This window comes from Stenotrophomonas sp. RIT-551 (genome assembly GCF_026241915.1).
Taxonomy (GTDB): Bacteria; Pseudomonadota; Gammaproteobacteria; order Xanthomonadales; family Xanthomonadaceae; genus Stenotrophomonas; species Stenotrophomonas bentonitica_A.
This window is the reverse complement of the sequence record NZ_JAPJIU010000015.1, coordinates 1-13,518: the sequence shown is the minus strand read 5'-3', so window position 1 is coordinate 13,518 and position 13,518 is coordinate 1. Positions and strand designations below refer to the sequence as shown.

15 protein-coding genes are annotated in these 13,518 nt (G+C 64.5%); 4 read left to right on the top strand and 11 right to left on the bottom strand.

Annotated elements, in window-relative coordinates:
- Positions 1-13: 13 nt before the first annotated feature.
- The 9 genes from ORK51_RS15280 to pstS (ORK51_RS15240) form a co-directional block, all read right to left on the bottom strand.
- Positions 14-781 (bottom strand): HvfC family RiPP maturation protein, encoded by a 768-nt coding sequence (locus tag ORK51_RS15280; protein ID WP_266085594.1) that lies wholly within the window; start codon positions 779-781, stop codon positions 14-16.
- Positions 774-1,646 carry an HvfB family MNIO-type RiPP peptide maturase gene (locus tag ORK51_RS15275; RefSeq protein WP_037554046.1) on the bottom strand — a complete coding sequence of 291 codons (873 nt, stop codon included), beginning with the start codon at positions 1,644-1,646 and terminating at the stop codon, positions 774-776. Before ORK51_RS15275 ends, ORK51_RS15280 begins: the two co-directional genes overlap by 8 nt.
- On the bottom strand, positions 1,633-2,007 hold the full coding sequence (locus ORK51_RS15270) for an HvfA family oxazolone/thioamide-modified RiPP metallophore (RefSeq protein WP_266085591.1): 375 nt from the start codon (positions 2,005-2,007) through the stop codon (positions 1,633-1,635). The genes ORK51_RS15275 and ORK51_RS15270 overlap by 14 nt, the downstream gene beginning before the upstream one ends.
- Before the next feature lie 217 nt (positions 2,008-2,224).
- Positions 2,225-2,932, bottom strand: coding sequence for a phosphate signaling complex protein PhoU (gene phoU / locus ORK51_RS15265; RefSeq protein WP_266085589.1), 708 nt, complete (start codon positions 2,930-2,932; stop codon positions 2,225-2,227).
- 65 nt (positions 2,933-2,997) lie between these two features.
- Positions 2,998-3,828 (bottom strand): phosphate ABC transporter ATP-binding protein PstB, encoded by an 831-nt coding sequence (gene pstB, locus ORK51_RS15260; protein ID WP_019185894.1) that lies wholly within the window; start codon positions 3,826-3,828, stop codon positions 2,998-3,000.
- 19 nt (positions 3,829-3,847) lie between these two features.
- Positions 3,848-4,714: a phosphate ABC transporter permease PstA gene (pstA, locus tag ORK51_RS15255; protein WP_019185893.1), complete on the bottom strand. Its 867-nt coding sequence runs from the start codon at positions 4,712-4,714 to the stop codon at positions 3,848-3,850.
- Positions 4,714-5,682: a phosphate ABC transporter permease subunit PstC gene (gene pstC, locus ORK51_RS15250; protein ID WP_019185892.1), complete on the bottom strand. Its 969-nt coding sequence runs from the start codon at positions 5,680-5,682 to the stop codon at positions 4,714-4,716. The genes pstA and pstC overlap by 1 nt, the downstream gene beginning before the upstream one ends.
- 133 nt (positions 5,683-5,815) lie before the next feature.
- A complete protein-coding gene (pstS, locus tag ORK51_RS15245) occupies positions 5,816-6,907 on the bottom strand; it encodes a phosphate ABC transporter substrate-binding protein PstS (RefSeq protein ID WP_266085586.1) in 1,092 nt (363 codons plus the stop codon).
- Between the two features lie 301 nt (positions 6,908-7,208).
- Entirely contained in the window at positions 7,209-8,228 is a 1,020-nt protein-coding gene (pstS, locus tag ORK51_RS15240; protein WP_266085584.1) for a phosphate ABC transporter substrate-binding protein PstS, read from the bottom strand.
- Between the two features lie 259 nt (positions 8,229-8,487).
- On the opposite strand from pstS (ORK51_RS15240), the gene ORK51_RS15235 reads away from it, so the two are divergent.
- The 4 genes from ORK51_RS15235 to ORK51_RS15220 are packed head-to-tail and all read left to right on the top strand — an operon-like array spanning position 8,488 to position 11,327.
- Positions 8,488-8,586 (top strand): pantocin A family RiPP, encoded by a 99-nt coding sequence (locus tag ORK51_RS15235; protein ID WP_266085582.1) that lies wholly within the window; start codon positions 8,488-8,490, stop codon positions 8,584-8,586.
- A gap of 56 nt (positions 8,587-8,642) precedes the next feature.
- Positions 8,643-9,767, top strand: coding sequence for a HesA/MoeB/ThiF family protein (locus tag ORK51_RS15230; protein WP_266085580.1), 1,125 nt, complete (start codon positions 8,643-8,645; stop codon positions 9,765-9,767).
- Positions 9,754-10,434 carry a 2OG-Fe(II) oxygenase gene (locus ORK51_RS15225; protein WP_266085578.1) on the top strand — a complete coding sequence of 227 codons (681 nt, stop codon included), beginning with the start codon at positions 9,754-9,756 and terminating at the stop codon, positions 10,432-10,434. The genes ORK51_RS15230 and ORK51_RS15225 overlap by 14 nt, the downstream gene beginning before the upstream one ends.
- On the top strand, positions 10,431-11,327 hold the full coding sequence (locus ORK51_RS15220) for a DMT family transporter (RefSeq protein WP_266085576.1): 897 nt from the start codon (positions 10,431-10,433) through the stop codon (positions 11,325-11,327). The genes ORK51_RS15225 and ORK51_RS15220 overlap by 4 nt, the downstream gene beginning before the upstream one ends.
- A 109-nt stretch (positions 11,328-11,436) precedes the next feature.
- Here the strand turns inward: ORK51_RS15220 and ORK51_RS15215 are convergent, their stop codons facing one another.
- Positions 11,437-12,648, bottom strand: coding sequence for an OprO/OprP family phosphate-selective porin (locus ORK51_RS15215; RefSeq protein ID WP_070426968.1), 1,212 nt, complete (start codon positions 12,646-12,648; stop codon positions 11,437-11,439).
- A gap of 180 nt (positions 12,649-12,828) precedes the next feature.
- Positions 12,829-13,503 (bottom strand): endonuclease III, encoded by a 675-nt coding sequence (gene nth, locus ORK51_RS15210; RefSeq protein WP_266085654.1) that lies wholly within the window; start codon positions 13,501-13,503, stop codon positions 12,829-12,831.
- Positions 13,504-13,518 lie beyond the last annotated feature (15 nt).

Genomic DNA, 13,518 nt, shown 5'->3' with positions numbered 1-13,518 from the left:
TGCCCCCCCGCGCTCAGGCGCTGCGGCGGCCAGCGTCGGGGGCCGGTCCGATTACCCCGCTGTCGTGACATTGCCGCAGCAGGGCGGCGCCTGGCAGCAGCAGGGCATCGGCAGCCATGCCGTGTGCCTGCGCAAGCTGCTGCAGATACGTGGTGCCGGTGCTGCCGGGATGCTGACCGATCAGCTCCAGCAGCTGCGCGGCCATCGGGCTGACCGCGGCGAAGCGGACCTGCCCATCCGGGTCGCGGCGGACCAGCAACGCGGTCGGCTCGGGGTCGGGCCGCGTCGGCGCGTCATCGGTGCCGAGCCGGTGCACGGGCCAGCGATAGCGCAGCGGCCAGGCCAGCGGTGAGCGCTGCAGCGCCGCGCGCATCGGGTCCAGGCCGGGCGCGGGCGGCAGCGGGGACGCGTCCAACTGGTAGAGAGCCGTTTCCACCCACTCGTAGTGCGCCAGTTCGGCCAGCGCCGGATGCGGCAGCGTGGCCTGGCCCTGCAACCACTGCACGAACTCGGCGGCCAGTTCGGTGAACAACGGGGTCTGCGCACGGTGTACTGCGAGATACCGCCGGACCAGGGCGGCCCACGCTGCCTCGCCGAGCAGGCGCACGCAGACCGGGAAACCGTTGCCCAGCAGCCCGAGCACGTTGTTGAACACCAGCCGCTCATGGATGCCCAGCCGGCGCGCGTCCAGACCCGGCGGGGCAGGGACCTGGGCCGGGTCGCGCAGGTGCGCGGCGAGGGCTCGCTGCTGCGCGTGCAGGCGCGCCGGGACGTCAGTCATGCCGGCCTCCGGCATGAGCGGCCATCCGCTGGCGGATGGTCTGCAGCTCGCCACGCAGCTCGGCATACGGGGGGAAGTTGAAATCGCGTTCCAGCAGGGTCGGGCGGGGCCCGATGCGCGCGTAGGTGCGGCCGAGCAGCGCCCAGACCGGATCGATCACCGCGCTGCCGTGGGTATCGATCTTCAGGTCAGGAGCCTCATCGAGGTGACCGGCCACATGCAGGCAGACGATACGCGCAGCCGGCAGCCCGGCGATGAAGGCATCAGCGTCGTAGCCGTGGTTGCAGGCGTTGACGTAGACGTTGTTGACGTCCAGCAGCAGGTCGCAATCGGCCTCGGCGAGCACCGCCGTGGTGAAGGCCAGTTCGTCCATGGCCGGCTCCGGGGCGAGGTAATAGGAGACGTTCTCCACCGCGATGCGCCGGCCCAGCAGGTCCTGCACCCGGGCGATACGCGCTGCGGTGTGCCGCACTGCTTCCTCGGTGAAGGGAATCGGCAGCAGGTCGTAGAGGTGGCCGTCATCGCTGCAGTAGCTCAGGTGTTCGCTGTACAGCGGCACCTTGTGCCGCTCCAGGAAGCGTCCCACCTGGTCGAGCAGGGAGGTATCCAGTGGCGCGGTGCTGCCCAGCGAAAGCGACAGCCCATGGCAGGTGAGCGGGTAGCGCGTTGCCAGTTCGGCCAGTGCATCGCCGGCCGGCCCACCGACGCCGATCCAGTTTTCCGGCGCGCATTCGAGGAAGTCGAGATCTCCCGCGGGCGCATCGCGCAGGTCCTGCAGCAGGGCGCGGCGCAGGCCAAGTCCAGTCGCCGCCGCAGGCAGCGGCAACCGGTCCAGCCCAGTGGCGGGAGCGTCAGTGCCTGGCACCGCACTTGCCTTCGCCGCACTTGCCTTCCGCCGCCTTGCTGTCGCCGGCGCTCGTTGCCTTGCCGCCAGCGGCCTTGCCCTTGTCGGCACCGCACTTGCCTTCCCCGCACTTGCCTTCGGCGGTCTTGGCACCGGCGGTCGCGGCCTTGTCGCCCGCCGTGCTGCCGGCCTTGTCGCCGTGCGCACCACATTTTCCTTCGCCACACTTGCCTTCGGCCGCCTTGGTCGCCGCTTGGCCAGCCACCAGGTAGCCCTGGGCCAGGTCGGTCATGCTCAACGCGGACGCCGAGGCGGCCACGCCCAGGCCGGCGGCCAGCGCAGCCGCTGCCAACAGGGACTGCGAGCGGGTGGGTGTGCTCATCGGGTGGATCTCCTTGCAAGGGGCCGGGGCCCGGGATGGCGGCGTGGGGGCAGCAGGTGCGGCCATGCTCGACCAGCCCGGCTCATCGAATCCTCACACAGGATTCAACGTTTCGTGAAGTGCAGCGCCTCATTCCCGGAGCGTCCGGACGCTCTGGCCACAAAAAAACCGCCACCCGAAGGCAGCGGCTTTTGCTTTGCTTTTTTGAAGCGCTCGCTCAGACGTGATCGGTACTGCTGGTCTCGTCGCGCTTCTCGCGCGGTGGCAGGCCCTGCTCGCCATGCACCAGGAACCACACGTTCTCGGCGATGTTGGTGGCATGGTCGCCCACGCGCTCCAGGTTCTTGGCCATGAACAGCAGGTGGGTGCACGGGGTGATGTTGCGCGGGTCCTCCATCATGTACGTCAGCAGCTCGCGGAACAGCGCGGTGTACTGCGCGTCCAGGCGGGCATCGTCGTCGCGCAGTTCCAGCGCCGCGGCGGCGTCGTTGTCACGGTAGGCTTCGATCGCGCGGCGCACCTGCTGGGCGGCCAGCCGGCCCAGCGCACGCAGGCCCTGGATCTGCGGCAGCGGCGGCACCTTGCTCAGGGCGATCGAGCGCTTGGCCACGTTGGCGGCGTAATCGCCGATGCGTTCGATGTCGGCCGGAATGCGCAGGCCGGCCAGGATCTCGCGCAGGTCGCGCGCCATCGGGCCGCGCAGCGCCAGGCGCATGACGTCGTGGCTGATGTGCTGCTCGAGCGCGTCGATCGCTTCATCGTTGGCGATGATGCGCTGGGCCGCGTTCTCATCGCGCTTCTCGATGACGTCCATGGACGCCTCCAGCTGGGCGACGGCCATCTCGCCCATGCGCACGATCTCGGCCACCAGGCGCTGCTGTTCTTCGTCGTAGCTCTTGACGATGTGGTCGTTGGGAAGATTCATGGTCTGCAATCCGGGTAGCGCCAGGCCATGCCTGGCTGGGACAGTTGGTGAGGGAACAGCACCGATCAACCGAAACGACCGGTGATGTAATCCTCGGTCTGCTGCTTGTTGGGCTGCGAGAAGATCACTTCGGTGCGGTCGTGTTCGATCAGGTCGCCCAGGTACATGAAGGCGGTGTAGTCGGATACGCGCGCGGCCTGCTGCATGTTGTGGGTCACGATGACGATCGTGTAGTCGTGCTTGAGCTCTTCCACCAGCTGCTCGATGCGGCTGGTGGAAATCGGGTCCAGCGCCGAGGTCGGCTCGTCGAGCAGCAGCACGTCCGGGCGCAGGGCCACGGCGCGGGCGATGCACAGGCGCTGCTGCTGTCCACCGGACAGGCCCAGCGCGCTCTGGTTGAGCTTGTCCTTCACCTCGTCCCACAGCGCGCCCTGGCGCAGGGCCTGTTCGACGCGGTCGGTCATCTCGGACTTGGAGAGCTTCTCGTGGTGGCGGATGCCGTAGGCCACGTTCTCGAAGATGGTCATCGGGAACGGCACCGGCTTCTGGAACACCATGCCGACCTTGCTGCGCAGGCGGTTCATCGGGTACTTCGGCGAGAGGATGTTCTCGCCATCCAGCAGCACTTCACCACGCGCTTCCAGCTTGGGGTACAGCGCGTAGATGCGGTTGAAGATGCGCAGCAGGGTGGACTTGCCGCAACCGGAGGGACCGATCAGCGCGGTGACGCGCTTTTCCGGAATCTCCAGGTCGATGCCCTTCAGCGCATGGAACTTGTCGTAGTAGAAATCCAGACCGCGCGCGGCCAGCTTGATCGGCGCCGGGGTCTGCAGGTTTTCATGCGAGGCCGGGACCACGATGCGCTGCATCGGCACGGCGTTGGAGAGATCGTTCATGGCGATGTCCGTGGAAAGGTCAGTCATGGGAGATACGGTTGCGCAGCAGGATGCCGCGCGCGGAAAGGCTGACCAGCAGCACGAACACAGTCAGCACCAGCGCGCCGGCCCAGGCCAGCACCTGCCAGGATTCATACGGGCTGCCGGCGAACTGGTTCATCACCACCGGCACCGAGGCCATCGGCTGGAACACGTTGCTGTTCCAGTACTGGTTGCCGAAGGCGGTGAACAGCAGCGGCGCGGTTTCACCGGAGATGCGGGCCAGCGCCAGCAGGATGCCGGTCACGATGCCGGCGGCGGCGCTGCGGTACAGCACCTGCACGGTCACCTTCCACTGCGGGATACCCAGCGACAGCGCTGCTTCGCGCATCTGCGAGGGCACCAGGCGCAGCATTTCATCGGTGGTACGCACCACCACCGGCAGCACGATGAAGGCCAGCGAGAGCGCACCGGCGAAGGCCGAGAACTGGCCACCGGTCTGCATCACATACAGGGTATAGACGAACAGGCCCAGCACGATCGACGGCGCCGAGAGCAGGATGTCGTTGACGAAACGGACCACCGTGCCGGCCTTGCGGAAGTTGCCGTACTCGGCCAGCCAGGTGCCCGCGAGCACGCCCAGCGGGGTGCCGATCGCGATCGCCAGGCCGCACATCACGGCACTGCCGAAGAACGCATTGGCCAGGCCGCCTTCCTGCATCGGCGGCGGTGTCATCTTGGTGAACAGGTCCAGGTTGATCCCGGCCAGGCCCTTGGAGGCCAGCGTCCACAGGATCCAGCCGAGGAAGAACAGGCCGAACAGCGCGGTCAGGCAGGACATCAGCAGCGCGACCACGTTGACGATGCGGCGGCGCAGGTACAGCGGTTGGGCGTTGGCGGTGGACATCAGTTGCCCTCCTTGCGGGCCAGGCGCATCAGCATCAGGCGGGCGATCGCCAGCACCACGAAGGTCACGATGAACAGCACGAAGCCGAGCAGCAGCAGCGCCGAGCGGTAGGTTTCAGTGGCTTCGCCGAAATCGTTGGCGATCAGCGCGGCAATCGTGGTGCCCGGTTCCAGCAGCGACGGCGACAGGCGCACGCTGTTGCCGATCACGAAGGCCACCGCCATGGTTTCACCCAGGGCGCGGCCGAGGCCGAGGAAGATGCCGCCGATCACCGCCGAGCGGGTGTAGGGCAGCACGATGTCCCAGCTCACTTCCCACTTGGTGGAGCCCAGCGCGTAGGCCGATTCCTTCAGGCGGGTCGGCACGGTGAGGAACACTTCGCGCATCACCGAGGAGATGAAGGGGATCACCATGATCGCCAGCACGAAGCCGGCGGTGAGCACGCCGATGCCCAGCGGCGGGCCCTGGAACAGCGGGCCGATGATCGGCATCGTGCCGAGGTGGTCGTTGAGGAACGGGGTGACGTATTCGGTCATCACCGGCACCAGCACGAACAGGCCCCACATGCCGTAGATGATCGAGGGGATACCGGCCAGCAGTTCGATGGCGGTACCGACCGGGCCACGCAGCCAGCGCGGGGCGACCTCGGTCAGGAAGAAGGCGATACCAAAGCTCACCGGGACGGCGATGACCATCGCGATCAGGGCGGTGACGAGGGTGCCGTAGATCGGTGCGAGCGCACCGAATTTATTCTCGACCGGATTCCATTCGGACGAGTAGAAGAAGCTCAGGCCCTGCTCCTGCAGGGCATGGCGGCCGCCCCACAGCATGGAGAGCGCGGCGCAGGCCAGGGCGACCAGCACCAGGATGACGGTGGCGATCAGTACCCAGCGGAACAGTGTGTCGTTGCGGGCATCACGCAGGTCGCGGAGGGACGGTGCGGGAACAGGCTGGGCGATGGCATTCATGGGAAAAGGCGGGGGCCGTAAGAAGAGGGGTAGTGCCGGGCCATGCCCGGCAACACATGTGCAGCGTGGTGCTGCCGGGCAGTGCCCGGCACTACGACCGCTCAGGCCCGCGACGCGCGCGGGCCTGGCTGTTTCACTTGAACTCGGCCGTCCAGTACGCCTCGATCTGGGTGACCAGCTCGGCCGGCAGCGGCACGTAGTGCAGTTCATTGGCCTGGGCCTGGCCCTTCTCGAAGGCCCACTTGAAGAACGCCAGGGTGTCCTTGCTGCGCTGGGCATCCTTGGGCTGCTTGTGCATCAGCATGAAGTTGGTGGCGGTGATCGGCCATGCCTGGTCGCCCGGGGCATTGGTGATGACCAGGTTGAAGTCCTTGGCGCTGGCCCAGTCGGCGCTGGCGGCGGCCGCGGCGAAGGTTTCCGCGCTCGGCTGCACCCAGTTGCCGGCGGCGTTCTGCATCGAGGCGTACGGCATGCCGTTCTGCAGCGCGTAGGCCAGTTCGACGTAGCCGATCGAGCCCTTGATCTGCTTCACGTACGAGGCCACGCCTTCATTGCCCTTGCCACCCACGCCGTCCGGCCACTGCACCGAGGTGCCTTCGCCGACCTTGCTCTTCCAGTCCGGGCTGACCTTGGAGAGGTAGTTGGAGAAGTTGAAGGTGGTGCCCGAGCCGTCCGAACGGTGGACCAGGGTGATCTTGCCGTCGGGCAGCTTCACGCCCGGGTTGGCGGCGACGATGGCCGGGTCGTTCCAGGTCTTGACCTTGCCCAGGAAGATATCGGCCAGCAGGGCGCCGCTCAGGCGCAGCTTGCCGGCTTCCAGGCCGTCGATGTTCACCACCGGGACCACGCCACCGATGGCCGACGGGAACTGGCCGAGGCCGGCCTGGGCCAGCTCTTCGCTGCTGAGCGGCTTGTCGGAAGAACCGAAATCAACGGTGCCGGCCTTGATCTGGGCGATGCCACCACCCGAACCGATCGACTGGTAGTTGATCTTGGCGCCGGTAGCGGCGTTGTAGTCGGCCGACCACTTGGACACCAGCGGGAAGATGAAGGATGCACCGGCGCCGGAGATCTCGGCGGTCAGGCGATCGCCAGCGGCCGGAGCGGCAGCGGGCGCATCGGTGGCCGGCGCGGCGGCCTGGCCTTCAGCGCCCGGCTTGCAGGCGGAAAGACCCAGCGCGATGGCCAGGGAAAGGGCGGCAATGCTGGCCGTGTGCAGTTTCATGCGTCACTCCATAGCGGGATAAGGGCCGGTCTTTCCGGCGACGCGACTATGAAATGATGTTTTTGTTACAGCTTGATGACGCCGTGACCTGGCGCACGCAAAGCCTTGTCCCACAAGGGCCGCCCCGTCGGGGGCAGGCAACAAAAAGGCGCGGAACCTTGCGGCCCGCGCCCGATGGCGCCGGAAGGGGGAGAGAGGTCCCTCCGGCGCCATTGCACTGTCCAGTAGTTGCGTCGGGGCGACGCGTACCGACCAACGGTCGGCGCCTACCGGTAGGTCACCACCGTTGGTGGTGGCTTGCTCAATACTTCAGGTTCTGCGACCAGTAGGTCTCGATCTGCTTGACCAGGGTGTCCGGCAGCGGAACGTAGTCGAGCTGCTTGGCCTGCGCATCCCCGCTCTTGTAGATCCAGCGGAAGAATTCCTGGGTGGCCTTGGCGTTGGCGACGTTCTTGGGCTGCTTGCGGACCAGGATGAAGTTGGTGGCGGTGATCGGCCACGCATCGGCGCCCGGGGCGTTGGTCATGACCAGGTAGAAATCCTTCGAACTGGCCCAGTCGGCGCTGGCGGCAGCGGCGGCGAAGGAGGTGTCGCTCGGCAGCACGATCTTGCCCGAGGCGTTCTTCATCGCGGCATAGGACATCTTGTTCTGCAGCGCGTAGGACAGTTCGACGTAGCCGATGCCGCCCTTGATCTGCTTCACATAGGCGGCAACACCTTCGTTGCCCTTGCCACCGATGCCGACCGGCCACTGGACCGAGGTGCCTTCACCGACCTTGGTCTTCCACTCCGGGTTGACCTTGGAGAGGTAGTTGACGAAGTTGAAGGTGGTGCCCGAACCGTCCGAGCGGTGCACGACGGTGATCTTGCCGTCCGGCAGCTTGACGCCCGGGTTCAGCGCGGCGATCGCCGGGTCGTTCCAGGTCTTGATCTTGCCCAGGAAGATGTTGCCCAGGGTCGGGCCGTCCAGCTTCAGCGCGCCGGGGGCGATGCCGGCCACGTTGATCACCGGGACCACGCCGCCGATCACCGACGGGAACTGGGCCAGGCCGGCCGCCGCCAGTTCTTCGGGCTTCAGCGGGGCATCGGAGGAGCCGAAATCAACGGTCGCGGCCTTGATCTGGGCGATACCACCACCGGAACCGATGGACTGGTAGTTGACCTTCTTGCCGGTCGCGGTGCTGTAGTCGGCCGACCACTTGGACATGACCGGGTAGATGAACGAGGCGCCCGCGCCGGTCACATCGGCGGCGTTGGCGGCGAACACGGACGACGCGGCGAGGACGGCAATAGCGGCGCGCGATTTGAAGGCGTGGATCACGGGGTGGCTCCTGGGATGGATGAAGGTGCGGGGTGTCCCGCCCGGTGCTCATTCCATAACGGTTCGATGACAGCGCAGCGTCTGTCATATGACTGGGTTGTGACATGTGTCACGGGGCGCTCCCGCAGGGCCGCGGACGCTTCCCGTATACCCCTGGCGAGCGTTCAGATCCTTGACCGACAGCGCTAAAAGTTGTGGCAAGGAGGCGTAGTTTCATATGGCGCCAATGGTGGCGCATGACGAAGCGGAGGGGTTGAACATGTCCAATCTTGTATTTGTGGATCTGGAAGAACGCATCTCAGCGATCAGTGAAGAAGACGCGATGTACCGTGATGGCGAGCGTATTGATCTTGCGTGAGGGCCAAAGGGAGGCGGGCGTAAGCCCGCCTCCTTCAAAGCTAAGTGAGGTATGCGATGCGTTACACCAAGCCGCTGTTGAAGCGATCTCATCATGTAATCGTCTCGGATGACGGAGATATATGCATCGGAGAAATCCCGCGGAGAGCAAAGATTCTTCGCCAGCCGCCGGAATGGGCAAGCGGCGTGCTCTCGTTGCTGGACGGGCAGCACACGTTGCCACGAATCATCAAGACTGCTTCAGCACAGGGTCTGAAGGTAGACGGTACCGAGATAGAAAACTTCATTGAGGCACTGGCTGGATTTGGTCTGCTGGAGGAGGGAGGAAGAGTCTCCAGTTCGCTCAGCGTGGAGGAGATGGAGCGATACGACCGGCAAATTCTTCAGTTTTCCCTCATTGACGAGGAACGGGTTGCGCACGGATCCATTTATCAAGAGCGCTTGAAGAGCGCGCGCGTCCTTGTGCTGGGGATGGGCGGGTGGGGCACGTGGTGTTGTCTGAATCTCGCAAGGTTGGGAGTTGGCTCGCTACGCATCGTCGATGGCGACGACGTGGAGGTATCGAATCTGAACCGGCAGGTTCTGTACGAGTCTTCCCACGTTGGTCGAAAGAAGGTGGCTGCGGCCGCCGATAGTTTGGCGCGGCACAATCCAAATGTATGCGTGGAGCCGCTGGCAGAGTTTGCAAGCGAGGACACAGGCCGGCTTGGGCAGCTTCTTGAGGATGTCGATCTGGTTGTGCTCGCTTGGGCGAGCTTGGGCTACTACCGAAAAAGGACAGTGGACCGCGAGGTGCACAAGATTGCCCATGAACGCAATATTGCTGTCATAGAACTGGGGGGAGATCCGCTAGATATATCAGTTGGCCCCATATTTCCAAACGATGGGCGACATGCCTCATATGAGTCGATCCGCGAAGCGGCGAAGGGGACGTTCTACAGCGCGGATCCCCTTGTCCGCTCCTTTCAGGAAGCACGAATGCGAAATGATTTCCGCAATGGAAATCGGCTTGTAAACGCATGGCAAAGCTCTCCTTCACTGGCAGTGATGGCTGGATTGGCGGCTGATCAAATAGTGAAACTGATCACTCGCCACGATGGCTGCAGATTAATCGGGCGCCGGTTCCACCTATCGCTGCAGTCTTATGAAGTCAGAGAGGAAATTGTCTTTGAGTACGCTTGATGAAATTCGTGCTGCTTTTGTGCGCGACGGGTTCGCGCACTTCAATCTGGCGACGCACCTCCCAGAAGTGCAGGTGGCTGCTAGCGGCCTCGAGCTGGTTCCAGAACACGCGTGGTCACATATCGTCAAGAATCATGAGGGAGAGTTTGAGTACCCGCTTGACCGCTTCAGTGAGCTGGCCGGCCATCAGCGTTTGGCAGAGGATGATTTGAGGGCAGGCAGGTTTTCATTCTCCTTCGAGAGGCTGAACGATACGCCTGCCAATGCCACAATTCTCGAACTTCAATGTATGAAAGGCTTGTTGAATTCGCCGGCGATGTCGGAGCTGCTCCTGCATGTCACCGCCCGTAAGCCGAGCAGGATCGTGCAGTGCTATGTCAGTCGATTCAGGAAAGGGCACTTTATCTACACCCACCGCGACCCGGGGCAGAGCTTTGGCGTCGCAGTGAACTTGACACGTTTCTGGGACCCCAATCACGGTGGGCTCACTGTCATCTTGGACGAAGGTGGGAGCGCGGTAAGAGCGTGCCTGGTGCCGGTTGCGTTCCAGACGCTGGTGTTCGATACCAGTGAGCGCTCTACGCCGCACTTTGTCTCCATGGTGTCAGCGACCCCACCATGCGCCCGCATGGCAGCGATTGCCCGCTACGACGCCACTGTTGAATGAAAGGCGCACCAATCGACCGCCGTAGCCTGGGCGCTGCCCTGATCGTCATCGTCATCTGGAGCACCAGCTTCTCGTTCGCCAAGGAAGCCATCCATCACCTTGGTCCTTGGTTGTTCCGGTGCTACAGCATGGCGATCGCGATGTTGCCGCTGCTGCCATTCGTGCGCCGCAGCCTGGTCGATCTGTGGATCCTGCCACCGCGGGATCGTCGGTACCTGTTGTGGGCGGTAACGTTGACCGGCAGCGTGGTAGCGTCGCTCAACATGCTCGCGCTGGCATACTTTCCCGCCTCCAGCGTGTTGGCGATGATGTATACGATGCCTGCGTTTGCCAGCCTGATCCAAGCCGGCACCCGCCGGTCGTGGTCCTGGCTGACACTGGCGGCGCCCGCCGCTGCCCTTGCCGGTGTAGGGGTCTACAGCGGAGATGCCAGTTTGGGCGCAGGGGCCGTGCTGGTGCTGTGCAATGCGGTGCTGTGGGCGGTGGGCACGACGTTGTCGGGCAAGGTTGGCACGGCCCTGCAGCCTTTTACGGCGGTCACTGTGCAGATGCTGATTGCCTTCATGACCAGCCTGCCGATGGTACTGGTCGCGATCGTTGCGTTCGATCAACCCTTGCGGATGCCGTCGCAGTTCGACGCGGTGGGTATCCTGTATGCGGGGCTGCTTAATGGAGCGCTGGTGTTCTGGCTGTGGTACTACGCTATCCGCGGGCTCGGGGCGTTGCGTGCCTCCTGGTTTACCTTGTTCGTACCAATTCTGGGCGCAGCTTTCGCGGCTGCGTTCTTTTCCGAGCGCTTGGGCGGGCGTGAGCTGCTTGGCATTGGCCTGATCAGCCTCAGCATGCTGATCCAGCGTGGTGTATCACGCCGACAGGCCGCAACGACGCCGTAAGCGCCGTCGGCGGTTTCGTAACAACCCTTGCGGGTCGGGCGCTGGGGCCGGGCACAAGAAAAAGGCGCAGCCGAAGCTGCGCCTTTGTGTCACACGCGTACTGCAGGGCTTACCAGAAGAACTGCAGGCGCGCTTCGAGGATGTTCGGATCGTCGTTGACGAACGTACGGGCGGTGGAACTGTACTTCTTGCTGTCCACCATCACGTAGTTCAGCGCGAACTTGGTGTTGGAGCGCCAGTAGTAGTTCACGCCCACGGTCCAGATGTCCATCTTGCCGCCGAGCACGCCATCGACGATCGGCGGGCGGCCGGCCACCGGATTCGCGTTCAGGTTGCCGTCGTTGAGATCCATGTGGTCGTAACGCGCACCCAGCTGCCACATGCCGCGGCCCGGTTCGTCCGGCAGGCCGGTGGTCGGGGTACCGCCCTTGTAGCCCCAGGTCTCGCCGCTGATGTTCCACAGGCCGCTGACGTAGTAGCCGTCGCTGCTGTAGTTGTCGTGCGAGTAACGCTTGGCCTTGCTGGTGTAGTACTCGGCCTGGGCCTTGAACGGGCCACCGATGTACATCGCTTCGGCACCGATCGTGCTGACGCGGTCGGTATCGACCAGGTTGCCGCTGTCGACCAGGCGCGCGGTGGCCAGGTCGGCGTTCGGACGGGCGCGCACGCGCAGGGTGTCGGCGTCGGTGTCGTAGTCCACATAGCTCAGGCCGAAGTGCAGGACCTGGCCCTTCTCGTTGATCGGGGCCCAGGTACCACGCGCGCCGTAGCCGCTGCCGTGGGCCAGGTTGCGGGTCAGCTCGCGGCCGAAGGCGCTGGCGGTGACGGACCAGTTGTTGTCACCAATGCTGTAGGCGCCACCCAGGCGGCGGGCCACGGCGTAGGTGTTGGTGACCGCGGCCTTGGAGATGAAGTCGTTGTTCTTGGTGCTGGAGAGTTCTTCCAGGCTGTTGGGTTGCTTGAACTGGCCGAACTGTACGAAGTGGTTGGCGTTGCCGGCCAGCTTGTACTTCAGGTTGGTGTCCAGGAACTTGTCGGCCTTGGCGTCGTAGCCCACCACCCATTCCACGTTGCCCGGGCCCTTGCCCTTGAGCACCAGCTCGGCGCGGCGCAGCTCGAATTCGCTGTTCTTGCCGTTGCCGGCATCACCGCCGTTGAGGTCGGTCACATCGTTGTCGAACCAGTTGCCGTCGGCCTGGACCAGGCCCTCGAACGTGATTTCCGAACCGCCGATCACATCGATGGCCACTTCAGCGTGAGCGGCCGGAACGAACAGCGCAGCCGCCACGGCCGCAGTAAGAAGTTGGCGATGCAGTTTCATGGAAGGAGCCTTGCAGGCAGGTGGGAAGATGCTGCGCAGGCTAATTAGTGAAGATTGCGTAAATGTGACAGTTTCAGACAAACCGTCATCACCCGCATCCCAAGCGGCGTCAGGGGCTGCTATTGATGCCCGGCGCAGATGACCGCCGGGTTGCGCCCATATGGCAGTCGCGTGCCCCGTTCAGGCGGCGGTTTTTTCCTTGAACCGGCACAGGTCGCGGATCACGCATTGCGGGCAATCCGGCTTGCGTGCCTTGCACACATAGCGGCCGTGCAGGATCAGCCAGTGGTGCGCATCGAGCAGGAACTCGGCGGGGATCACCTTGACCAGCAGATCCTCCACCGCGCGCACATCCTTGCCCGGTGCCAGGCCGGTGCGGTTGGACACGCGGAAGATGTGGGTGTCCACCGCCATCACCGGCTCACCGAAGGCGGTGTTGAGCACCACGTTGGCGGTCTTGCGACCGACACCGGGCAGCGCTTCGAGTGCGGCACGATCACGCGGCACCTCGCCGCCGTGCTGGCTGACCAGCATCGCGCAGGCGGCGATCACGTTCTTGGCTTTCGCGTTGTACAGGCCGATCGTGGCGATGTACTTCTTCAGGCCGTCCTCACCGAGCGCCAGGATCGCCCGCGGCGTGTTGGCGACCGGAAACAGCTTGCGCGTGGCTTTGTTGACGCCCACGTCGGTGGCCTGCGCGGACAGCGTCACCGCCACCAGCAGTTCGAACGGTGTGCTGTACTCCAGTTCGGTCTTTGGGTGCGGGTTGAGTTCGCGCAGGCGCGTGAACATTTCGATCACGTCGGCCTTGGGCATGCGTGCGGTGCGTGCGGCGGTTTTCTTCATCGTTGCCATCAGGACGTGCGGCCA